The organism is Cryobacterium sp. HLT2-28, assembly GCF_004402495.1.
In the GTDB taxonomy this organism is placed as follows: Bacteria; Actinomycetota; Actinomycetes; order Actinomycetales; family Microbacteriaceae; genus Cryobacterium; species Cryobacterium mannosilyticum.
Map to the genome: position 1 here is coordinate 1 of NZ_SOFH01000016.1, position 21447 is coordinate 21447.

Consider the following 21447-nt stretch of genomic DNA (forward strand, 5'->3'; position numbering starts at 1 on the left):
CTGAGCAGCCCGAACGCGATCCCGTCCAGGGCCGCGGCTACGGCCTCCCGCGCCCGCCCGATCCGTTGCGCCGGCCCGGCGCCGTCCGGATCAGGCCCGACCGGAACAGGCCCGGCCGGAACAGACCCGTCCGAAACAGACCCGGCCGGGGCGCCAGTCGACTCCGAGCCGGTCAGGCCGAACGCTGACCGATTCGCCGCCCCTGCCGGGGCGGCCTGTGACTGCGGATCCGAGGCTCCTGCCATGTCACCAGTGTACGCCGAATCGAACACAAAGTTGAGACTTTGTCATAAAAATGTCTTCAGAAATCGAGACAATGTTCGAATTAGTGCGTTCAAGCGGTGGTGGCGGGCGCGTCAGGCCGATGCGGCCTTCGACGGGGCGTCGCCCTCGTCGGCCAGCGATTCGGAGAATCGGACGAGGTAGCCGTCCGGGTCCTGGACCAGGAACTGGGACACCCCGGCTCTGGTGTCTCCCGTTCGGTACCACGTCGTTTCCGGGGCCAGGAAGAGCGGCCAGCCCGCCGCCGCGAGGCGATCGACCAGGGGCGCTATCGCCGGAACCGCAACCTGGAAGTTCACGCCGCGGCCGAGGGGCCGGTCCAGGGAGCCCGTGACCCAGTCGCGGCCGATCCCGATTTGGTCGAGCATGAGGTGCGCCGTCCCGCAGCAGAGGTAGGCGAATCCGTCCTCCGGCCGGTCGTAGAGCACCTCGAACCCGCAGAGCGTCACCCAGAACCCGAGGCTGGCCGCGAGGTCGCCGACCATCAGTTCCGGCACGAGGCCGGGGAATTCCCTGATGCTTCGTTCCGTCTCGTTGTCCATGCCTCCCAGTATGGTGGCGGGCGATGGACCAGCGGTCGGGTTCGACGTCGAACCGCGTCAGGCCCGGTTGTCGTCGAGCTCGAACACCTTCAACAGCTCGGCGATCGCCGTCGCGCGCTCCTCGCCGCCCGCCTCGAACATGGCCGTCACGTGGCTGCAGGGCAGCCCAGTTCCCGGTACCCCCTGTGGGGTACCGGCAAATCGGTCGGGGCGCCCTGAGTAGAGTTGGGGGCATGCGTCGACTGGTTCGCCTTCTCCTGTCCGGTTCACTGGTGGTCGCGGTGTCGCTCGGGGCGCTCGTGCTGCTCGGGGGGACGGCCTCATCACCGGCCAGCGCATCGGCGGCAGGAATGACGACCGCCGCGCAACCGGTGGCAGCGCCCGGCATCGTCCGCTCCGGCACCGACGATTTCACCTTCGACTCCTGGCGCTCCGAGTTCCGGCTCGGCCTCACCGCGGACGGCCACTCCAGCCTCACCACCACCGAGACGATCGTGGCACGGTTCCCGGACATCGACCAGAACCACGGCATCCGTCGCGCCATCCCCACCCACTACGACGGCCACCCGACCGGGCTCACCCTGGTCGGCGTCACCGACGAGAACGGCACACCCCGGGCTTTCGAGAGCGAGACCACCAGCGACAACGGGCCCGAGTTCCTCACCGTGACGATCGCGGCCGACGACTTCGTGCACGGCGCGCAGACCTACGTGATCACCTACCGCCAGATCGACGTCACCCTCGTTCCCGACAACGCGAACGACGAGGAGTTCTACTGGGAGGTCAACGGCACAGGCTGGAACCAGCCGTTCGGCGACGTTTCGGCCACGCTGACCGTGGCCGACGCGCTCGTGCCCCGGCTCGCCGGCCGGACGGACTGCTACCAGGGCGGCATCGACTCCTCCGCTGCCTGCGCCGGCCTGACCGGTTCGGCCGACGGCAGCCAGGTCACGGCAACCGCCGGAGCCCTCGGCCCGCACGAGGGGCTCACCATGGTGGTCGCGTTCGAACCCGGCACCTTCGTGCCCCGGGACTCGTCCTTCACGGCGAACCCGTTCCCGAGCATCGGCCTCGGTGCGGCCCTGATCGGCCTGATCGGGGCGATCATCGCCTCCGTGCAGCGGGCCACCCGCTGGCGCAGCGCTCCGGGTCGCCCCACCATCATCGCCGAGTACCTCCCGCCGAAGGGGGTCAACCTGCTCCAGGCCGGCGACGTGTCAGCGGCGTCCGCCAAGGCCATGGCCGCCCAGTTCCTCTCCTTCGCCGTGCGCGGCAACGTGCGGGTGCTCGAGGGTGACGGCAAGAAGCACTACCTGCTCGAGCTGCGGCACTCCCGCAGTCTCGACCAGACCGAGCACGCGGTGCTCGCCAAGCTCTTCCCCGGCCTCGCCCCCGGCACGCTGCGCGACCTGAAGGCGAAGGACACGGGGCTGGCGACCGCGCTCCTGGCCGAACAGCGCTCCAACCGCAAACGGATGCTCAGTGACGGCCTCCGGGAACACAAGGGCGGCTCGACCCGCCGCCGGCTGCTGTTCGCGGCCGTGGCCAGCGCCGTGATCGCGGTCGTCGCGAGCATCATCGGCCTGGTCGCCGAGATCGGCGGAGGCTGGCCGGCCCTGGTGCTCGTGCTGGGCATCCTCTTCGCCGTGGTCACGATGATCATGGCCGGGAGCGTGCGGCCGCTCACCGCGGCCGGCTCCGAGCTGCGCGACTACCTCACGGGCGTCAAACTCTACATCGGCGTGGCCGAAGCCGACCGGCTGCGTGTTCTGCAGAGCCCGGTCGGCGCCCTCCGGTCGCCGTACCGGCCCGACCCGGCCGAGGTGCTGGCCGACGCCGGGCTCGACCCGACCGGCCTGCCAGCCGGCGCGATGGATCCGAACCGGCCGTTGCAGGTGCTGAAACTCTACGAACGGCTGCTGCCCTACGCCGTGCTGTTCGGCCAGGAGAAGGAGTGGTCCGGCGTGCTCGGTGAGTACTACACGCAGAGCGGCACCCAGCCGGACTGGTACGCCGGAAGCGCCGGCTTCAACGCCGGTTACTTCGCGGCGGGCATCAGCTCGTTCGCGAGTTCCACCTCGGCCGCCTGGTCGGGAACGGCGTCCAGCTCGTCCAGCTCGGGCGGAGGAGGCGGGGGTTCCGTCGGCGGGGGCGGCGGCGGCGGCGGGGGAGGGGGCGTCTGATGGGTACTCCCGTTGCTCCCACCTTCACCCGGTCCGCGCTCGCACCCGGCCTGCTCGGCGCCATGGCGCTGCTCGGCGGCCTCGCCCTGCTCGATTCGCCCGGCTACATCGTCATCCGCTACGCCGTGAGCATCCTGGCGCTGATCGTCTGCGTCTTCGCCTGGCAGGCACGGTCCTGGTGGTGGCTGCTGCTGCTCGGCCCGATCGCCGTGCTCTGGAACCCGGTCTTCGTGATCGCGCTGCACGGGCAGGGCTGGGTGTCCGCCCAATTCGCGGCCGCGCTGGCCTTCATCGTCGCCGGCGTGCTCACCAAGGTGCCGGTGCAGCGGGCCGGTGGTGCGGGCGTAGACTGAATCAGCGCCTTGAAAGCCCGGCCACCGTCTTGACCGTGCCGCTCCCCGAAAAACGTGGGCTGCACGAATATGGTTGACGCGGTGTTCGATTCAGGGTTCGGCGTATCGATCGCACCGGCATCCACGGATGCCGCAACACGACGAGCGCGGCTCCGTCTGCCGTGCTGCTGTGAAGTTGGAGAAGAATGGCATACACCCGCCACCAGGCCGCAGGTTCGAACAACCGTGCCGCGGCCGGAGGCCGCGCCAGGCAGCGGCCCCGTTCCCGCGACGACGACGCGCCCATCATCCCCATCCTCGCCCGCAAGGTGCGCGAGGTGGAGGCGAAGGCGCAGACCGGTGGCAAGCTCGGCCCGACCAACCGCACCAAGTACCAGGTCATCGCCCTGCTCATGCGCGAGGAGCGCGCCAGGGTCAAGGCCGACAAGGAACTCACCGACGCGAACCGGGCTGAACTGCTCAAACGCCTCGACGGCATCGCCCAGATCCTCGCGAAGACGGCCGCCCGCGACACCAGCCTGATCACCCTGCTCGAACCCGACGCCGGTGTCTCCACCGTCGCGCAGCGGTTCCGCCGTGACTGGCTGCTCGAATCCGGGGCCGAGCTCAGCCCCGACGAACTCATCATCACCCGCGAACCGGAGGCCAAGCCCGAGGTCGCCGAGAACCAGGTCGTCCCGCAGTCGGTGAAGGCCCGCCAGCTCGCGAACCCGTTCCTGGCCCCCGACTTCAGCGCGGCCCAGGCCCGCCCCGTCGTCTCCGCCCGCCGGCTCGCGAACTGGGACCTGATCGGCCCGTTGTTCAAATCGTTCGAGTACGGGTCCGGCGGCCAGGCCGCCAGCATGGACCTGCCGGAGGCACCCAAGGTCGACCGGCTGTCACCTCCCGGGATGGAGCTGATGCGTCACCAGGCCCGGTTCGTGGAGAACGCGCGTCTCGGCCACCGCAGCTACCTGCTCGCCGACGAGCCGGGGCTCGGGAAGACGGCGCAGAGCCTGCTCGCGGCATCCGTCGCCGGCGCCTACCCGCTGCTGGCCATCGTGCCCAACGTGGTCAAGATGAACTGGGTGCGCGAAGTCGAAATGTGGACCCCGCACCGCCGGGCCACCGTCATCCACGGTGACGGCCAGACCCTCGACGCGTTCGCCGACGTCGTCATCGTCAACTACGACGTGCTCGACCGGCACCGCACCTGGCTCGGCACGCTCGGCTTCAAGGGCATGGTCGTCGACGAGGCCCACTTCATCAAGAACCTGCAATCCCAGCGGTCCAAGCACGTGCTGGCCCTGGCCGAGCAGATCCGCCGCCGCACCCCGGGCGGGAATCCGCTCCTGATGGCGCTGACCGGAACGCCGCTGATCAACGACGTCGACGACTTCCGCGCGATCTGGCAGTTCCTCGGCTGGATCGACGGCGACAAGCCCACCCCGAAGCTCATGCAGCGGCTCGAAGCGACCGGGCTGACCCCCGCCGACCCCGGCTTCTACGCCGAGGCGCGCGCCGCCGTGATCGACATGGGTATCGTGCGCCGCCGCAAGATCGACGTCGCCGCCGACCTGCCGGCCAAGCGGATCGCCGACCTCCCGGTCGAACTCGACGACGACCTGGGCCGGTCCATCCGCCAGGCCGAGCGCGAACTCGCCGCCCGCCTGGTCACCCGGTACAACGGCCTCGTCGCCGCCCGGCACCCGGGCGAGAAGTACCCCGTGCTCACCGAGGAGCAGCGTGCCGCGTTCATCCGCGCCGTCGCCCACGCCGAACTCGAGGAATCCAAGGGCCAGACCACGGGGGAGAACGTCTTCACCATGGTGCGCAAGATCGGCCAGGCCAAGGCCGGCCTCGCCGCGGACTACACGGTCCAGCTCGCGCACTCGGTGGGCAAGGTCGTGTTCTTCGCCAAGCACATCGACGTTATGGACGCCGCCGAGGACATCTTCGCCAAGCGCGGCCTGCGCTCCGTCTCACTGCGCGGCGACCAGACGGCCCTGGCCCGCCAGGCCGCGATCGACTCGTTCAACAACGACCCGGGCGTCGCCGTCGTGGTCTGCTCCCTCTCCGCGGCCGGCGTCGGCGTCAACCTGCAGGCCGCGTCGAACGTCGTGCTCGCCGAGCTCAGCTGGACCGCCGCCGAACAGACGCAGGCCATCGACCGGGTGCACCGGATCGGCCAGGACGAACCCGTCACCGCGTGGCGGATCATCGCCGCCCACACCATCGACGCTCGCATCGCCGAACTGATCGGCAGCAAGCAGGGCCTCGCGGCCCGCGCGCTCGACGGGGCGGAGGACGAGATATCGTCCGCCGACTCCGTTCAGGCCAGCGCATTGATCTATCTGCTCACCCAGGCACTTGACGGGGAGTTGTAGGAGCGCCCCTCACCGGCGTTGATTTGAATCCGGGCCCATTACGGGACCATCATTAGGAGGCGGTGAAGGCGCCGACATGGTTAATCGTGCATGAAGGAGCTGTCACAAATGAAAATTGGTATCCTCACCAGCGGTGGAGACTGCCCAGGACTGAACGCCGTTATTCGCGGCTCCGTCCTTAAAGGCGTTCGCGTTCTCGATGCCGAATTCGTCGGTATTCGGAACGGCTGGAAAGGCCTGGTAGAAGGCGACTTTATGACCCTGGACCGGCACAGCGTGCGCGGTCTTTCCCGCCAGGGAGGCACCATCCTCGGCAGCTCCCGCACGAACCCGTTCGAGGGCGATCGCGGCGGCCCCGTTAACATCCAGAAGACGATGGACGCAGAGGGCATCGACGCGATCATCGCGATCGGCGGCGAGGGCACCCTCACCGCGGCACGCCGGCTGACGGATGCCGGGATCAAGATCGTCGGCGTCCCCAAGACGATCGACAACGACCTCGAGGCGACCGACTATTCGTTCGGCTTCAACACCGCCGTGGAAATCGCCACCGAGGCCATCGACCGCCTCCGCACCACCGCTGACTCGCACGGCCGCTGCATGATCGTCGAGGTCATGGGCCGCCACGTGGGCTGGATCGCCCTGCACGCCGGCATGGCCGGTGGAGCCCACGCCATCCTCACCCCCGAGCAGCCGCAGACCATCGACCAGATCTGCGAGTGGGTGCTGCACGTTCGCGACCGCGGCCGCGCACCCGTGCTCGTCGTGTCGGAGGGCTTCAAGCTCGCCGGCATGGACGAGGCGCTCTCCACCAAGGGCCTCGACGCGTTCAACCGCCCCCGCCTCGGCGGCATCAGCGAAATGATCGCCCCCATGGTCGAGGAGCGCACGGGCATCGAAACCCGCGCGACGGTCCTCGGCCACACCCAGCGCGGCGGCGCCCCGTCGGCCTACGACCGGGTGCTCGCCACCCGCCTCGGCATGGCGGCCGTCGACGCCGTCTACGCCGGCCAGTGGGGCTCCATGGTTTCGCTGCGCGGCACCGACATCGAGATCGTCAGCATCGCCGACGCCACCATCGGCCTGAAGACCGTCCCGCAGGCCCGCTACGACGAGGCCGCGGTTCTCTTCGGCTAAACCCGTCCGGATCGGAACCGAGGGGTCCCGAACCGTTCTTCCCGCACGGGGAAGTCCGGTTCGGGACCCCTCGTCGGTTCCCCGCCCGGAGTCAGGCCAGTTTGGCCTGCACCTGCGCGAGCGACGGGTTCGTCGCCGCCGACCCGTCGGGGAAGAGCACGGTCGGCACCGTGCGGTTGCCGCCGTTGAGGCTCATCACGAGCTCTGATGTGCCGTCGACCTCTTCGACGTTCACCTCGGTGTAGCCGATGCCGACCCGGTCGAGCTGGGACTTCAGGCGAGAGCAGTAGCCGCACCAGGTCGTCGTGAACATGGTGATGGTTCCGGATGCGGGCACGAAGTTCATCCCCGCAGCCTAACAAGGCCCGGCCCGGGCAACGCTGGGAACCCCGCTCCAGCCCGCCGGCGCCAGTACCATGGGGCCATGGCCCTTCCCCAGGTGTGCGTCTGCTACCTCACCCGCCGGAGCCCTGACGGGGCTCTCCAGGTGCTGCTCGGCCGAAAAAAGAAGGGCCTGGGCCTCGGCAACATCGTCGGCCTCGGCGGCAAGCTCGAGCCGGGGGAGACCCCCGTGCAGGCGGCGGTGCGCGAAATCGAGGAGGAGTCCGGGCTGTCCGTCGCGGAGGCCGATCTGTCGCCCCGCGGAGTGCTGACCTACCTGTTCCCGCACCGGGAGTCCTGGAGCCAGGAGTCCACCGTCTTCGTCTGCGCCCGGTGGGAGGGGATTCCGCGCGAGTCCGACGAGCTGGATCCCGAGTGGTTCGACGTGGCATCCCTGCCCGTGGACGAGATGTGGGACGACGCCAGGCACTGGCTGCCGGGGGTGCTGTCCGGGATCCCGGTGCGGGCCACCTTCACCTTCGGCGAGGACCTCGCATCCGTGGTCGCGCGGAGCTGAATTGACCTGCCTGCCTCAGGCTGTCAGGATCAATGGAGAAGCTTGATCGCACGGCCTCCGCGGGGAAGCGAACGGATTCGGCACTCCCACTTCAACACAGTCAAGAGAGATGCCGGTGGATTTCACCCTGATCGTTGTGCTGGTCATCGCACTGGCCCTGGTTTTCGACTTCACCAACGGGTTCCATGACACCGCGAATGCGATGGCAACCCCGATCGCGACCGGCGCCATGCGCCCCAAGGTCGCCGTCGGCCTGGCCGCCGTGCTCAACCTCGTCGGCGCCTTCCTCTCCACCGAGGTGGCGAAGACGGTGTCGGGCGGAATCATCCGCGAGGGCGACGGCGGGGTGCAGATCACGCCGGAGATCATCTTCGCGGGCCTGATCGGTGCCATCGTCTGGAACCTGATCACCTGGCTGCGCGGACTGCCGTCCAGTTCCAGCCACGCCCTGTTCGGCGGGCTGATCGGCGCGGCGATCATCGGGATCGGCTTCCAGTCCGTCGACTACACCGTGGTCGTGGCCAAGGTGATCCTGCCCGCGCTGATCGCGCCGCTCACCGTGGGTGTGGTCGCGTTCATCGCCACCCGGCTCGCCTACTTCATCACCCGGCGGGACACCGGCCGTGCGGACGGCCGGGGCGGTTTCCGCTACGCCCAGATCTTCTCCTCCTCGCTCGTTGCCCTCTCCCACGGCACCAACGACGCGCAGAAGACGATGGGCGTGATCACACTCACCCTGATCGCCGGCGGCGTGCAGTCGGTCGGCAGCGGCCCCCAGCTCTGGGTGATCGTCGTCTGCGCCCTGGCCATCGCCATCGGCACCTACACCGGCGGCTGGCGGATCATCCACACCATGGGCCGGGGCCTGACCGACGTCAAGCCGGCCCAGGGCTTCGCGGCCGAGACCAGCACCGCGGCGACCATCCTCGCCTCCAGCCACCTCGGCTTCGCCCTCTCCACCACCCAGGTGGCCTCCGGTTCGGTGATCGGCTCCGGCCTCGGTCGCCGCGGCGCCACCGTGCGCTGGGGGATGGCCGGCCAGATCGCGCTCGGCTGGGTGCTCACCCTGCCGGCCTCCGCCATCATGGGCGCCTTCGCCGCGGGCTTCGCCCTGCTCGGGCCGGTCGGCATCGTGATCGACCTGATCCTCGGCTCGCTCGTCGTCGTGCTGCTGTTCCGCCGCGCCCAGCGCAGCCGCATCTCGCACGACAACCTGCACGACATCGATGACGCCGGCCGCGTCGTCAAGATCCGCAAGACACCGCGCAAGATCGCGCGCCGGGACCGGAAGAAGGTCGCGCTGTGATCGACTGGGCAGCATTCGTCGTCGTCGCCGGGGCGTCGCTCCTCGGCTCCGTTGTGGTGGTGAGTCTGTACTCCCTCGGCCTGCGGCTGCTGACCAGCGCCGGCCGCGCCCTCGTCGTCGACCCGCAGTCGTTCACCGGAGCGATCACCATCCTCACCCCGAAGCGGGCGGCCAAGGAAGCCAGGCGCGCCCGGAAGACGGCATCCGCGAACCCGCTCACCGTGGGCCAGAAGCGCCTCGCCCTGGTCGGCGCGTACGCCTGCTTCGTGCTCTGCGTCGGCGCGGTGCTCTACGGCGTCTACCTGATCGTGCCGGCCCTGCACCGCTAGCCCCCGTCGGCCCCAGCCGCCCAAACGTTGAATTCGAAACACGTTCTGCCGGGGATGTCGGCGCGGGAAGGGACCGGCGGGGGCGGGGGCCGGAGTCAGCGGTCGGTGCCGCGCAGGCGGCCGACCCAGCTCATCAGGTGGTAGACCACGATCGCGGCGATCGTTCCGAGCGCGATCCCGTTGAAGCTGAGCGCCCCGATGGTGAAGGTGTAGTCGGCGATGCCGATGATCAGCGCCGTCGCGGCGGTGAACTGGTTGACCGGGCGGCTGAAGTCCACCTTGTTGTCGAGCCAGATCTTCACGCCGATGATGCCGATCAGGCCGTAGAGCGCGGTGGTGACCCCGCCGAGCACGCCGGCCGGGATCGTGTTGATCACGGAGCCGATCTTGGGGGAGAGGCCGAGCAGGATCGCCACGATGCCGGCCACCCAGTAGGCGGCGGTGGAATAGATCCGGGTGGCTGCCATCACGCCGATGTTCTCGCCGTAGGTGGTGGTCCCCGACCCGCCGCTGAACCCGGCGAGCATGGTGGCCAGGCCGTCGGCCATCAGGGCGCGACCGGTGTACCGGTTCACCTTCGCATCCGTCATCTGGGCGACGCCCTTGATGTGGCCGACGTTCTCGGCCACCAGCACCAGCACGACCGGCAGGAACGCCGGCAGCAGGCCGAACACGGCGGGGTTCTCGAACGGGTTCGCGGGGCCGGTGAACTGGGGCAGGCCGAACCAGGGCGCCGCGGCCACCTTGCCGAAGTCGACCTCGCCGAACGAGACGGCGGCCAGGTAGCCGATGACGACGCCGATGAAGATCGAGAGCCGGCCGAGGATGCCGTTGAACAGCACGGTCGAGAGGATGACCGCGGCGAGCGTGATGATCGCGGTCAACGGGGCGGCGGCGAAATTGCTCTTCGCAACCGGGGCCAGGTTGAAACCGATCAGGGCCACGATCGCGCCCGACACGACGGGCGGCATCAGGGTGTCGATCCAGCCGGTCCCGGTGAGCTGCACGACCAGGCCGATGACGGCCAGGAGGAATCCGACCACGACGATGCCGAACAGGGCACTGCCCATCCCGGCCGTGGCCGTCGCGGCGGTGATCGGGGCGATGAACGCGAACGAGGAGCCGAGATAGCTGGGCAGCTTATTGCGCGTGATCAGGAGGAACAGCAGGGTGCCGATGCCGGAGAAGAGCAGGGTCGTGCTCGGGGGGAAGCCCGTGAGCAGCGGCACGAGGAAGGTGGCCCCGAACATCGCCACCACGTGCTGGGCGCCGATCCCGATGGTCAGCGGCCAGTTCAGGCGCTCGCCCGGGCCGACCACGTCCTGGGCTCCGACCGTCTTTCCGTCGCCGTGCAGGGTCCAGGGCAGTGCCATGTGTGTCTCGTTTCTTGTCTGACGTCTCCTGCGATCGTAGTGAAGAATTAGGATCGGACGGTGACCCGACCCGTGCAGACCACCCGCGAAGACACGCTCGACGTCCCGATTTCGACCGGCACGGTGCGGGGAATCAGGGAGCGCGGCGTGCGCGCCTGGCGGGGCATCCCCTACGCGGCGCCGCCGGTGGGTGCGCTCCGGTTCCGGGCTCCGCAGCCTGCCCCGGCCTGGCCGGGGGTGCGCGACGCCCAGCGCTGGGGGCCGGTCGCGCCGCAGAGCCACCGCGGCCAGTTCATCGGCGCGCACCCGAGGATCCCGCAGGGCGAGGACTGCCTGAACCTCAACGTGATCGCCCCCGACGCCCCCGTCGACCCGGGCAACCTCCGGCCGGTGATGGTCTTCATCCACGGCGGCGCCTACAGCGTGGGGTCCTCCCGCGAGGTGCCCCGGCAGGGCGAGGGTCTGGTGCGCCGTGGCGGGGTGCTCTACGTCAGCCTGAACTACCGCCTGGGCGCCCTCGGCTACCTCGACTTCAGCCGCTACGGCAGCGCCGAGCGCCCGTTCGAGAGCAATCTCGGCCTGCGCGACCAGGTTGCGGCCCTGCAGTGGGTGCGGGAGAACATCCGCAGGTTCGGCGGCGACCCGGATGCCGTCACCCTGTTCGGCGAGTCGGCCGGCGGGAACGCGGTGACGACCCTGATGACCGTGCCGAGCGCTGCCGGGTTGTTCCAGCGCGCGATCGCGCAGAGCGCCCCGCCGAACGCCGTCTACCTGCCGGAGCAGTCCGGGGAGTGGGCCCGCGACTTCGTCGAGATCCTCCGGCGCGCCACCGGTCAGGGCCCGGACGGCGCGGCCGAGGGACCGGCCGCCGACGCGGCCTCGCTGCTCCTCGCCGTCGACCCGGCCGTGCTCGCGGCGGCGACCACCGAACTCACCCTCCGCGCCCCCGACCGGTACCCCGGCACCATCCCGCTCTCGCCGGTGATCGACGGCACGTTCCTTCCCGAGCGGCCGCTCGACGCATTCAAGGGCGGACGTGCCCACCGGATCCCCCTGATCATCGGCACGAACGCGCGGGAGGGCTCGCTGTTCAGCGGCCGGATCGACATCCTGGCGACCACCCCGAAACGGATCAGCGCGATCTTCGTCAACACCAAGAAGAAGGCCCGCCGGGCGCTCAAGGCGCAGTACCCGGGCATCCCCGCGCTGCGGCCGGCGCTCGACTTCGGCGGCGACTTCTCGTTCTGGTATCCGAGCGTGAAGGTGGGGGAGCGGCACTCCCGTTACGCGCCGGTCTACTTCTACCGCTTCGACGCGGCGCCCCGGCTGGTGCGGCTGCTCGGCCTCGACGCCACCCACGGCCTGGAACTCTTCCCCCTGTTCGACCGGCTCGACGGCTGGTTCGGCCGGTCGATGACCGCGCTCGGCGGCCGCCGGGCGTTCGCGGCGATCGGCGCGAGGATGCAGCGCTGGTGGCTCGCCTTCGCCGCCACGGGGGAGCCGGATGCGGCGTGGCCGCCCTACGACGAGGCCGGCCGTCGCACGCTCATCATCGACGCCGTCGACCGGGTCGAATCCGATCCGCTCGGTGACCGCCGGGTCGCCTGGGGCAGGTTCGTGCCCCACGTCTGACCCTCGCACGGGGCCGCGTCCGGCGGGAGCTCCCGCGGGCCGTAAACTAGGGAACTGAAAATACGCTGAGTCGGACACCAGGAGCACACCATTTCTGCAACAGAGACCCACACCATGACCGAGCCCACCCCGAAGCCGGGCGCGAAGGCCAGGCTTGACCGCTACTTCGAGATCACGGGACGCGGTTCCACCTGGGGCCGGGAGATCCGCGGCGGACTGGTCACGTTCGTCACAATGGCGTACATCGTCATCCTGAACCCGCTCATCCTCGGTGGTTTCAGCGCCGACCAGGCGTCGGTCGACGTTGTCGGCGGCTGGCTGCCCAACGCGCAGGTCGCGGCCGTCACGGCCCTCACCGCCGGCGTCATGACGATCCTCTTCGGCGTGATCGCCCGGCTGCCGTTCGGTTTCGCCGCCGGCCTCGGCATCAACTCGTTCCTCGCGGTCAGCGTCGTCGGCCAGGTCACCTGGCCGGAGGCGATGGGCCTCGTGCTGATCAACGGGCTGATCATCGTGCTGCTCGCCTCCACCGGGCTGCGGGAACTCATCTTCAACGCGGTCCCGCGCCAGCTCAAGATCGCCATCACCGTGGGGATCGGCCTGTTCATCGCCTTCATCGGCCTGGTCGACTCCGGCTTTGTGCGCTCCAGCGGCACGGCATCCCCGCCGGTGCAGCTCGGCGACAACGGCTCGATCGTCAGCCTGCCGACGACCGTGTTCGTGATCGGCCTGATCATCCTCGGCATCCTCGTCGCCCGCAAGGTCAAGGCCGCGCTGCTGATCGGCATCCTCGGCACCACCATCATCGCCGTCATCCTCGAGGCCATCTTCAAGGTCGGCCCGTCGCTCGGCCAGAACCCCGACGGCTGGAACCTCAACGCTCCCGTGCTGCCGACCACCGTCGTCGCCCTGCCCGACCTCGGCCTGATCGGCCAGGTCAGCTTCGGCGCGTTCGACCGGATCGGCGTGCTCGCCGCGATGATGCTGGTCTTCACCCTCGTCTTCACCAACTTCTTCGACGCGATGGGCACCATGACCGGCCTCGCCAACGAGGCAGGGCTCGCAGACGACAAGGGCAACTTCCCCCGGCTCAAGTCCGCGCTGATCGTCGAGGGCGTCGGCGCCGTCCTGGGCGGCGCCACCTCCGGCTCCTCGAACACCGTGTTCATCGAGTCCGGCGCCGGCATCGGCGAGGGCGCCCGCACCGGCCTGGCCAACGTCGTCACCGGCGCCCTGTTCCTGGCCGCGATGTTCTTCACGCCGCTCACCCAGATCGTGCCGCTCGAGGTGGCCGCGGCCGCCCTCGTGATCGTCGGCGCGATGATGGTGTCGCAGATCCGCTTCATCGACTTCTCCGAGTTCTCGATCGTATTCCCGGTGTTCCTCACGATCATCGTCATGCCGCTCACCTACTCGATCGCCAACGGCATCGGCGCCGGCTTCGTCAGCTGGGTGCTGGTGCGCTCCTTCTCGGGCAAGGCGAAGGAGATCAGCCCGCTGCTCTGGATCGTCGCGGCCGGGTTCCTGGTCTACTTCGTCCGCGGACCGATCCAGGCGCTGCTCGGCGCCTGACCGACGGGAACCCCCGGGTCCATTCGGGGGCTAACCCCATGGCCGGCGTTCCGGGGCGGCCGTAACGTGATGGGGAGAGCCGCACCAGCGGCTCTCCCAACCAGAAGGAGCATCACCCATGTCAACCATCGCCCCGGATCAGGCGCCGGTTTCATTTCCCCAGCCGGCACCGGCCACCCCCCAGACGGCCGCCCCGAGCAGCCCCCTCGCCGTGTCCAGCCTCGTGCTCGGACTGGTCTCGATCCTGGCCGGCTGGACGTTCCTGGCCCCGCTCGCCGGGCTGATCACCGGCATCCTCGCCCTCGGCCGGGAGCCGCAGGCGCGCACCATGGCGCTGTGGGGCATCGTGCTCAACGCGGTGATGCTCGCCGGCGCCGTCATCGTCGTGCTGCTCGCGCTGGGCTTCGGCCTCGCGTTGCTGCCGTTCGCCTTCGTCTTCTAGAACCCGCCGGGCGCCCGGCCGAGGATCATTCCAGGAAGCCGCGCAGGAGCAGGGCCGTGCCGGCCAGATGCTCGGTCATCGCCTGCGCGGCCGTATCCGCCCGGCCGGTCAGGATCGCCGTGACGATCTGCTCATGCTGCAGATCCGAGTGGGCGATGTTCGGCCCGAGTGACGGGATGTTGTCGAGCAGCTCGTTCACCCGCATCCGCACCTCCGCCAGCAGCGGCACGAGCGACGCCGACCCGGCCAGTTCGCCGATGGTCAGGTGCAGCCGGGAGTCCAGCCGGCGGTAGTCCTCTCCGGTGGCCCCGATCGAGTCGCTCAGGCTGTTCCAGAGCACCTCGCGCTCACCCGGCGTCAGGGCTCGGGCGGCCGCGTGCCGGGCGGCGCCGACCTCGAGGATCTCCCGCAGGGCCAGGATGTCCTCGATCTCCGCCGCGCCGATCTCGCGCCGGGCCACCAGCTCGCCGCCGGGGTCCACCCCCGGGGTCTGCGCCGGCAGCTCGGCGCTGACGAAGGTTCCGCCGTAGCGGCCGCGCCGTGAGACGAGGTAGCCGGCCTCCGCGAGGGAGGCGATCGCGTCCCGCAGGGTGTCCCGGCTCACCGCCAGCATGGCGGACAGCTCCCGCTCGGCCGGCAGCCGCTCACCCGGGCCGATCAGGCCCAGCCGCACGGTCTGGAGCAGTCGTTGCACGGTCTCCTCGAACGCGTTGCCGCCGTGCACGGGGCGCAGCAGCAGCCCGCTGTCCAGGCCTGGCTGGTCGTCGATCATGGTGTCGTCCCTGCTTCGTGCGTGTTCCCCGGTCACCCGGGCTTTCAGTCCACCACGTTCCGGCTCAGACCGGCGTCACGTAGGCCGAGCTGATGCCCCCGTCGACCAGGAAGGTGGAGCCGGTGATGAAGGACGAGTCGTCGCTTGCCAGGAACGCGACGGCGGCCGCGAGCTCCTCCGGCTCGGCGAAACGCCCCACCGGGATGTGCACGAGCCGCCGGGCCGCGCGCTCCGGATCCTTCGCGAACAACTCCTGCAGCAACGGGGTGTTCACCGGCCCCGGGCAGAGCGCGTTCACCCGGATTCCCTGGCGGGCGAACTGCACGCCCAGTTCGCGGCTCATCGCGAGCACGCCGCCCTTCGACGCGGTGTAGGAGATCTGGCTCGTCGCCGAGCCGAGCACGGCCACGAACGAGGCCGTGTTGATGATCGACCCGCTGCCCTGCCTGACCATGTAACGGAGCGCGGCCCGGCAGCAGAGGTAGACCGACTTGAGGTTGACGTCCTGCACCTTCTGCCAGGCCGGCAGCTCGGTCGTCTCGATCGAGTCGTCGTCGGGCGGGGAGATCCCGGCGTTGTTGAAGGCCACGTCGACGGACCCGTAGGTGAGGTACGCGGTGTCGAAGAGAGCGTTGACCTCATCCTCATCCGTCACGTCGACCCGCACGAAGAGGCCGTCGACGAGTTCGGCCGCGGTGAGCCCCGCCTTCTCGTCGAGGTCGCCGATCACGACGGTGGCACCCTCCGCGGCGAACCGCCGCGCGGTGGCCAGGCCGATGCCGCTGGCGCCGCCGGTGACGACGGCCACCTTGCCGGCGAGCCGCCGGGTGAGGTCGATGGGGGTGAGGCTGCTCATGGGTTGCTCCTTCGATGGACTGACCGGGACTGGGGGTTCCCGCTGGCGGGAACTCAGTCGACGGCGATGAACACGTTCTTCGTCTCGGTGAAATTGAGCGGGGCATCCGGGCCGAGTTCGCGGCCGAGGCCCGACTGCTTGAACCCGCCGAACGGGGTCGAATAGCGCACCGAGGAGTGCGAGTTGACCGAGAGGTTCCCGGATTCGACGGCCCGGGCGACCCGGATGGCCCGGCCGACGTCCCTGGTCCAGATCGAGCCCGACAGCCCGTACTCGGTGTCGTTGGCCAGGCGCACGGCGTCGGCCTCGTCGTCGAAGGGGAGCACGGTCACGACCGGTCCGAAGATCTCCTCCGTGACGGTACGGTCGGTCCGGGACGCGGGGGTGAGCACGGTCGGCGGGAACCAGAACCCCGGCCCGTCGGGCACGGAGCCGCGAATCGCGACGGGGGAGCCGTCCGGCACGAACGCGGCAACGGCCGCGAGATGGCCCTTCGATACGAGCGGGCCCATCTCGGTGGCCGGATCGGCCGGGTCGCCGACCCGCACCCCGGCCACGGCCGGTTCGAGCAGCTCCATGAACCGGTCGTAGACGCCGCGTTCGACCAGGATGCGGCTGCGCGCGCAACAGTCCTGGCCCGCGTTCTCGAACACGCCGTACGGCGCCGTCGCGGCGGCCTTCTCCAGGTCGGAGTCGGCGAAGACGATGTTGGCGCTCTTGCCGCCGAGCTCGAGGGTGACCCTTTTCACCTGCTCGGCGCAGCCGGCCATGATCCGTTTGCCGACCGCTGTCGACCCGGTGAAGACGACCTTGCGCACGGCCGGGTGGGTGACGAACCGTTCGCCGATCACCGACCCGCGCCCGGGAAGCACCTGGAACAGCCCCTCCGGCAGGCCGGCCTCCACGGCCAGCTCGCCCAGGCGGATGCTGGACAACGGCGTCCACTCGGCCGGCTTGAGCAGCACGGCGTTGCCGGCCGCGAGGGCCGGGGCGAAACCCCAGGCCGCGATCGTCATCGGGAAGTTCCACGGGGTGATGATCCCGACCACGCCGAGCGGTTCGTTGAACGTCACGTCGAGGCCGCCGGCCACCGGGATCTGGCGGCCGAACATGCGCTCGGGCGCCGCGGCATAGTAGGAGAGCACGTCGCGCACCTGGCCCGCCTCCCAGCGGGCCTGGCCGATCGGATGCCCGGAGTTGGCGACCTCGATCAGGGCGAGCGTCTCCCGGTCGCCGTCCACCGCCTCCGCGAACCGGCGCAGGATGGCGGCCTTGTCGGCGGGGGCGACGGGCGCCCAGCGCCGCTGCGCGCCCACCGCGCGGGCGATGGCCTCGTCGGTGGCGTCCCGGTCGAGGTGCTCGACCACGGCGACCTCGGTCTCGTCGGCCGGGTTGATGACGGTGTAGCTGCTCACGAGGGGTCCCTTCGGCCGTGGCGGGTGCTGTCGTGGTCGGCCTGGCCGCGGTTGCGTCCGGCGCGGTACCGGTCGGCCGCCTCGACGAGCCCGGTGAACAGGCGCAGGTCGTCGGCCACCTGCTCGGGGTGCCATTGCACGGCAACCCCGAACGAAACGGCCGGGAGTTCGACGGCCTGGATCACCCCGTCGCTGGTGCGGGCGCTCACGACGAGGCCGTCGCCGAGCGCGTCGATCGACTGGTGGTGGTAGACCGGCACGCGGTGCGGTCCGGCGAGGGCGTCGAACAGGCCGTGCAGGCGCGAGTGCGGCTCGACCCTGACGTCGACGGTGTTGAACACGCCCTCCCCGGCCTGGTAGCCGCCGTGGCCGACCAGGTCGGGCAGGTGCTGGTGCAGGGTTCCGCCGAGCGCCACGTTCAGCAGTTGTGCGCCGCGGCAGATGCCGAGGAACGGCAGGCGCCGGTCGATCGCCTGCCGGAGCAGCTCGTCCTCCCAGGCGTCGCGGTCGGGTCGGGGCTCGTCGGTGGCGGGGTGCGCCGTCTGGCCGTAGCGCGCCGGGTCGACGTCCTTGCCGCCGGTGACGACGAGGCCGTCGAGGCTGTCGAGCACCCGGCCGACGGAGTCCGGATCGGCCGGCTGAGGGGGCAGCAGCACGGCGATGCCGCCGGCCCGGATCACCGAGTCGAAATAGACCCGGGGCAGGAACGCGGCCGGCACGTCCCACACCCCGGTGCGGGACTGCTCGAGGTACGTGGTCAGGCCGATCAGCGGGCGGGCCGGGTCAGAGGCGCTCAAAGCCGCGCACCCGCTCCCAGTCGGTCACCGCCGCGTCGTACGCCGACAGTTCGATCCTCGCGTTGTTGAGGTAGTGGTCGACGACGTCGTCGCCGAACGCCTCCCGGGCCACCACGGAGGTCGCGAACAGGGCGGTGGCCTCGCGGAGCGACGCCGGCACGCGCACGGCGTCGCTGTCGTACGCGTTGCCGGTGAAGGCATCGCCCAGTTCCAGCTCGTTCTCGATGCCGTACAGACCGGCCGCGATCAGGGCGCTCACGGCCAGGTACTGGTTCACGTCGCCGCCGGGAACCCGGTTCTCCACCCGCATGCCGAGACCGCGGCCCACCACGCGGAGGGCGCAGGTGCGGTTGTCGAAGCCCCAGGCGACCGCGGTCGGCGCGAAACTGCCCTCGACGTACCGCTTGTAGGAGTTGATGTTGGGGGCCGAGAACAGGGTCAGTTCCCGCATCACGGCCAGCTGGCCGGCCACGAACTGACGGAACACGGTGGACATCCCGTCGTCCGCCGCCGGGTCGGCGAAGACGGCCTCCCCGCCGGTGCCGCGGAGGCTGATGTGGATGTGGCAGCTGTTGCCCTCCCGCTCGTTGAACTTGGCCATGAAGGTGAGGCTCTTGCCGTGGGCGCCGGCGATCTCCTTCGCGCCGTTCTTGTAGATCGAGTGGTTGTCGCAGGTCTCCAGCGCGGTGGCATACCGGAACGCGATCTCCTGCTGGCCCAGGTTGCACTCGCCCTTGACTCCCTCGCAGTACATTCCGGCGCCGTCCATGGCAGTGCGGATGTCGCGCAGCAGCGGCTCCATCCGGGTGGACGCGAGCAGGGCGTAGTCGATGTTGTAGTCCGTCGCGGGGGTCAGGTCGCGGTAGCCCTTCTTCCAGGCCTCCCGGTAGTCGTCGTCGAAGACCATGAACTCCAGCTCGGTGCCGACGAACGGTACCAGGCCGCGGTCGGAGAGCCGGGCGAGCTGGGCCTTGAGGATCTGCCGCGGCGAGGCGACCACGGGCGCGCCGCCCGGCCAGCGCAGGTCGGCGGTGACGAGGGCCGTGCCCGGCAGCCACGGCGCGCGGCGCAGGGTGGCGAGGTCGGGGATCATCGCCATGTCGCCGTAGCCGTGCGCCCAGCTGGACATGGCGTAGCCGTCGACCGTGTTCATCTCGACGTCGACGGCCAGCAGGTAGTTGCAGCACTCGGCGCCGTGCGTCGCGACGTCCTCGAGGAAGAGCCGGGCGGAGACGCGTTTGCCGACCAGCCGGCCCTGCATGTCCGTGAAGGCGACGATGACCGTGTCGATCTCGCCCACCCCGACCAGGCCGGCCAGGTCTTCCAGCGACAGATTTCCGGTGCGGGGTGTCATGAGCTTCTCCTCGATGAGCCGGTCAAAAGGTGAACTTGTCGACCATTAGAACACAGAACACCCGAATCGAGGCAGGCATATTTTAGCTCATCGCCGAAGAAACAATCTCCCAAAGGTATGTACACGCCACCATTGGGGTTCTATAGTCGTGCCAAGAAAACTGACGGCGTTGTTCGGTCCCGGTGGGCGCGCGCAACCAGAGCGTAAAGGAAACCAGGATGTCCAAAGACACCTTGAACGTCTCGGGCGTGCAGTACACGACGGCGGAGGCAGGCTACTTCGAGAAACGCGGGCTCAGGCGCAGCGCGGGCATCTGGGGGCTCTGGGGCCTCGCCGTGGCGGCGGTCATCTCCGGCGACTTCTCCGGCTGGAACTTCGGCATCGACTTCGCCGGTTTCGGCGGGATGCTGATCGCCTTCGCCCTGCTGATCGTGATGTATTACGGCATGATCTTCAGCATCGGCGAGATGGCGTCGGCGATGCCGCACACCGGTGGGGCCTACTCGTTCGCCCGGGCGGCGATGGGACCGTGGGGCGGCTTCGTCACCGGCCTCGCCGAGACGATCGAGTACGTGGCGACCACCGCGGTGATCGTCTACTTCTCCGCCTCCTACGCCGACGGGATCACCAGCGAGCTGCTCGGCGTCTCCCTGCCGGCCTGGGTCTGGTGGGTCATCCTCTACGCGGTGTTCATCGCGCTCAACGCGGCCGGGGCCGCGATCTCGTTCCGGTTCGCGATCGTCGTCTCGATCATCTCGATCGCGATCCTGCTCGTGTTCTCGGCGATGGCGATCTTCTCCGGGCTGTTCAGCGTCGACAAGCTCTTCGACATCGCCCCGGATGCCGGCCAGACCACGTTCCTGCCGCACGGCGTGATCCCGATCCTGTTCGCCCTGCCGTACGCCATGTGGTTCTTCCTCGGCATCGAGGAGCTGCCGCTGGCCGCCGAGGAATCGCACAACCCGGTGCGCGACATCCCGCGGGCCGGGCTCATCGCCCGCACCACCCTCATCATCACCGGCCTGCTCGTGCTGTTCCTCAACACGGGGATCGTCGGGGCCGGGAGCATCGCGACCGCCGGAGAGCCGCTGCTCGACGGCTTCCGCGCCATCGTCGGCGACGGGGCGGCCGCGGTCCTGGCCCTGTTCGCGCTCGTCGGGCTGCTCGCCTCGCTGCAGGGCATCATGTTCGCCTACGGGCGCAACATGTACTCGCTGTCCCGGGCCGGCTACTACCCCAAGTTCCTCTCCCTGACCGGCAAACGGCAGACCCCCGCGATGGCCCTCCTGGTCGGAGCCGTGTTCGGGTTCGTCGCCCTGGTCCTGGTCGACGCGCTCGGCGGCGCGACCGGCGTCGCCGGGGCGATCGTGCTGAACATCGCCGTCTGGGGCGCGGTGATCGCCTACGTGCTGCAGATGACGTCGTTCGTGATCCTGCGGCGCAAGTTCCCGAAGGCCAGCCGCCCCTACCGCAGCCCCTGGGGCGTTCCTGGTGCGGTGATCGCCGGCATCCTCTCGCTCGCGATCTTCTTCGGCTTCTTCATCAACGAGCCGGCCCGGCCGGCGATCGTGGCGATCGCCGTGGTCTACCTGGTGATGCTGCTGATCTTCGCGCTCTACGGGCGTACCCGCCTCGTGCTCTCGCCGGAGGAGGAGTACGCGGTGTCGGGCGGCCTGCACGGCGACCCGCAGAAGGAAGGGTACGGCGGCGCCGTCGAAGAGGAGCTCCTGGCCCTGGACGGACGGGACGAACCGAAGGCCTGACCTCGGCTCGGGTTCGCAGCCGGCGGGGACGCCCGTCCCGTCGGGGCGGGCGTCGCGTGCGCCTCGCGGCGGAAT

General features: G+C 69.7%; 20 protein-coding genes. 11 read left to right on the forward strand and 9 right to left on the reverse strand.

All coding sequences use genetic code 11. The features are described from left to right. On the reverse strand, positions 1-245 hold a 245-nt coding region (locus E3O48_RS17870), incomplete at its 3' end, for a hypothetical protein (protein WP_370249301.1). A 111-nt stretch (positions 246-356) separates the two neighbouring features. Further along, positions 357-824, reverse strand: coding sequence for a VOC family protein (locus tag E3O48_RS06115; RefSeq protein WP_134537720.1), 468 nt, complete (start codon positions 822-824; stop codon positions 357-359). A gap of 233 nt (positions 825-1057) precedes the next feature. Between E3O48_RS06115 and E3O48_RS17600 the strand changes: the two genes are divergently transcribed. The 4 genes from E3O48_RS17600 (at position 1058) to E3O48_RS06135 (ending at position 6863) form a co-directional block, all read left to right on the forward strand. Next, positions 1058-3007, forward strand: a complete 1950-nt coding sequence (locus E3O48_RS17600) for a DUF2207 domain-containing protein (protein WP_166788633.1) — start codon at positions 1058-1060, stop codon at positions 3005-3007. Continuing rightward, positions 3007-3360: a DUF6804 family protein gene (locus E3O48_RS06125; RefSeq protein ID WP_241974946.1), complete on the forward strand. Its 354-nt coding sequence runs from the start codon at positions 3007-3009 to the stop codon at positions 3358-3360. Before E3O48_RS17600 ends, E3O48_RS06125 begins: the two co-directional genes overlap by 1 nt. A gap of 185 nt (positions 3361-3545) precedes the next feature. Then, entirely contained in the window at positions 3546-5726 is a 2181-nt protein-coding gene (locus tag E3O48_RS06130) for a DEAD/DEAH box helicase (RefSeq protein ID WP_134537721.1), read from the forward strand. A gap of 108 nt (positions 5727-5834) precedes the next feature. Beyond that, positions 5835-6863 carry a 6-phosphofructokinase gene (locus E3O48_RS06135; protein WP_134510279.1) on the forward strand — a complete coding sequence of 343 codons (1029 nt, stop codon included), beginning with the start codon at positions 5835-5837 and terminating at the stop codon, positions 6861-6863. Between the two features lie 91 nt (positions 6864-6954). On the opposite strand, the gene E3O48_RS06140 is transcribed toward E3O48_RS06135, so the two are convergent. After that, positions 6955-7209: a mycoredoxin gene (locus E3O48_RS06140; RefSeq protein WP_134510281.1), complete on the reverse strand. Its 255-nt coding sequence runs from the start codon at positions 7207-7209 to the stop codon at positions 6955-6957. Between the two features lie 78 nt (positions 7210-7287). Here E3O48_RS06140 and E3O48_RS06145 point away from each other — a divergent pair, with 78 nt between their 5' ends. From E3O48_RS06145 to E3O48_RS06155, 3 genes are all read left to right on the forward strand, one after another. After that, the gene (locus E3O48_RS06145) at positions 7288-7761 is read left to right on the forward strand and encodes an 8-oxo-dGTP diphosphatase (RefSeq protein WP_134537722.1); all 474 of its coding nucleotides are present in this window, start codon (positions 7288-7290) and stop codon (positions 7759-7761) included. A gap of 115 nt (positions 7762-7876) precedes the next feature. Further along, entirely contained in the window at positions 7877-9067 is a 1191-nt protein-coding gene (locus tag E3O48_RS06150) for an inorganic phosphate transporter (protein WP_134537811.1), read from the forward strand. Continuing rightward, positions 9064-9396 (forward strand): peptidase, encoded by a 333-nt coding sequence (locus tag E3O48_RS06155; protein WP_134537723.1) that lies wholly within the window; start codon positions 9064-9066, stop codon positions 9394-9396. Before E3O48_RS06150 ends, E3O48_RS06155 begins: the two co-directional genes overlap by 4 nt. 95 nt (positions 9397-9491) lie before the next feature. Here the strand turns inward: E3O48_RS06155 and E3O48_RS06160 are convergent, their stop codons facing one another. Further along, complete coding sequence (locus E3O48_RS06160) at positions 9492-10769, reverse strand: uracil-xanthine permease family protein (RefSeq protein ID WP_134537724.1); 1278 nt, start codon at positions 10767-10769, stop codon at positions 9492-9494. A 60-nt stretch (positions 10770-10829) separates the two neighbouring features. Between E3O48_RS06160 and E3O48_RS06165 the strand changes: the two genes are divergently transcribed. From E3O48_RS06165 to E3O48_RS06175, 3 genes are all read left to right on the forward strand, one after another. Continuing rightward, positions 10830-12401, forward strand: coding sequence for a carboxylesterase/lipase family protein (locus E3O48_RS06165; protein ID WP_134537725.1), 1572 nt, complete (start codon positions 10830-10832; stop codon positions 12399-12401). 114 nt (positions 12402-12515) lie between these two features. Further along, positions 12516-13973, forward strand: coding sequence for an NCS2 family permease (locus E3O48_RS06170; protein ID WP_134537726.1), 1458 nt, complete (start codon positions 12516-12518; stop codon positions 13971-13973). Positions 13974-14091: 118 nt separating this feature from the next. Further along, the gene (locus E3O48_RS06175; RefSeq protein WP_241982429.1) at positions 14092-14415 is read left to right on the forward strand and encodes a DUF4190 domain-containing protein; all 324 of its coding nucleotides are present in this window, start codon (positions 14092-14094) and stop codon (positions 14413-14415) included. Between the two features lie 25 nt (positions 14416-14440). Here the strand turns inward: E3O48_RS06175 and E3O48_RS06180 are convergent, their stop codons facing one another. The 5 genes from E3O48_RS06180 to E3O48_RS06200 all read right to left on the reverse strand — a co-directional run bounded on the left by E3O48_RS06180 (position 14441) and on the right by E3O48_RS06200 (position 19609). After that, entirely contained in the window at positions 14441-15187 is a 747-nt protein-coding gene (locus E3O48_RS06180; RefSeq protein ID WP_134537727.1) for a FadR/GntR family transcriptional regulator, read from the reverse strand. A 64-nt stretch (positions 15188-15251) separates the two neighbouring features. Then, the gene (locus E3O48_RS06185) at positions 15252-16043 is read right to left on the reverse strand and encodes a 3-oxoacyl-ACP reductase (RefSeq protein ID WP_166788634.1); all 792 of its coding nucleotides are present in this window, start codon (positions 16041-16043) and stop codon (positions 15252-15254) included. Between the two features lie 53 nt (positions 16044-16096). Continuing rightward, positions 16097-17458 carry an aldehyde dehydrogenase gene (locus E3O48_RS06190; protein WP_134537728.1) on the reverse strand — a complete coding sequence of 454 codons (1362 nt, stop codon included), beginning with the start codon at positions 17456-17458 and terminating at the stop codon, positions 16097-16099. Continuing rightward, positions 17455-18255 carry a gamma-glutamyl-gamma-aminobutyrate hydrolase family protein gene (locus tag E3O48_RS06195; protein WP_134537729.1) on the reverse strand — a complete coding sequence of 267 codons (801 nt, stop codon included), beginning with the start codon at positions 18253-18255 and terminating at the stop codon, positions 17455-17457. Before E3O48_RS06195 ends, E3O48_RS06190 begins: the two co-directional genes overlap by 4 nt. Beyond that, entirely contained in the window at positions 18242-19609 is a 1368-nt protein-coding gene (locus E3O48_RS06200) for a glutamine synthetase family protein (RefSeq protein ID WP_134537730.1), read from the reverse strand. The genes E3O48_RS06195 and E3O48_RS06200 overlap by 14 nt, the downstream gene beginning before the upstream one ends. 218 nt (positions 19610-19827) lie before the next feature. Here E3O48_RS06200 and E3O48_RS06205 point away from each other — a divergent pair, with 218 nt between their 5' ends. Next, positions 19828-21372 carry an amino acid permease gene (locus E3O48_RS06205; protein ID WP_134510303.1) on the forward strand — a complete coding sequence of 515 codons (1545 nt, stop codon included), beginning with the start codon at positions 19828-19830 and terminating at the stop codon, positions 21370-21372. Positions 21373-21447 lie beyond the last annotated feature (75 nt).

What these genes read in the sequence shown, in the direction of transcription:
- E3O48_RS06130 (WP_134537721.1), top strand. Translation starts at nt 3,546, where the DNA reads ATGGCATACACCCGCCACCAGGCCGCAGGTTCGAACAACCGTGCCGCG.
- E3O48_RS06200 (WP_134537730.1), bottom strand. Translation starts at nt 19,609, where the DNA reads ATGACACCCCGCACCGGAAATCTGTCGCTGGAAGACCTGGCCGGCCTG.
- E3O48_RS06160 (WP_134537724.1), bottom strand. Translation starts at nt 10,769, where the DNA reads ATGGCACTGCCCTGGACCCTGCACGGCGACGGAAAGACGGTCGGAGCC.
- E3O48_RS06145 (WP_134537722.1), top strand. Translation starts at nt 7,288, where the DNA reads ATGGCCCTTCCCCAGGTGTGCGTCTGCTACCTCACCCGCCGGAGCCCT.
- E3O48_RS06125 (WP_241974946.1), top strand. Translation starts at nt 3,007, where the DNA reads ATGGGTACTCCCGTTGCTCCCACCTTCACCCGGTCCGCGCTCGCACCC.
- E3O48_RS06140 (WP_134510281.1), bottom strand. Translation starts at nt 7,209, where the DNA reads ATGAACTTCGTGCCCGCATCCGGAACCATCACCATGTTCACGACGACC.
- E3O48_RS06135 (WP_134510279.1), top strand. Translation starts at nt 5,835, where the DNA reads ATGAAAATTGGTATCCTCACCAGCGGTGGAGACTGCCCAGGACTGAAC.
- E3O48_RS06185 (WP_166788634.1), bottom strand. Translation starts at nt 16,043, where the DNA reads ATGAGCAGCCTCACCCCCATCGACCTCACCCGGCGGCTCGCCGGCAAG.
- E3O48_RS06170 (WP_134537726.1), top strand. Translation starts at nt 12,516, where the DNA reads ATGACCGAGCCCACCCCGAAGCCGGGCGCGAAGGCCAGGCTTGACCGC.
- E3O48_RS06205 (WP_134510303.1), top strand. Translation starts at nt 19,828, where the DNA reads ATGTCCAAAGACACCTTGAACGTCTCGGGCGTGCAGTACACGACGGCG.
- E3O48_RS17600 (WP_166788633.1), top strand. Translation starts at nt 1,058, where the DNA reads ATGCGTCGACTGGTTCGCCTTCTCCTGTCCGGTTCACTGGTGGTCGCG.
- E3O48_RS06175 (WP_241982429.1), top strand. Translation starts at nt 14,092, where the DNA reads ATGTCAACCATCGCCCCGGATCAGGCGCCGGTTTCATTTCCCCAGCCG.
- E3O48_RS06115 (WP_134537720.1), bottom strand. Translation starts at nt 824, where the DNA reads ATGGACAACGAGACGGAACGAAGCATCAGGGAATTCCCCGGCCTCGTG.
- E3O48_RS06180 (WP_134537727.1), bottom strand. Translation starts at nt 15,187, where the DNA reads ATGATCGACGACCAGCCAGGCCTGGACAGCGGGCTGCTGCTGCGCCCC.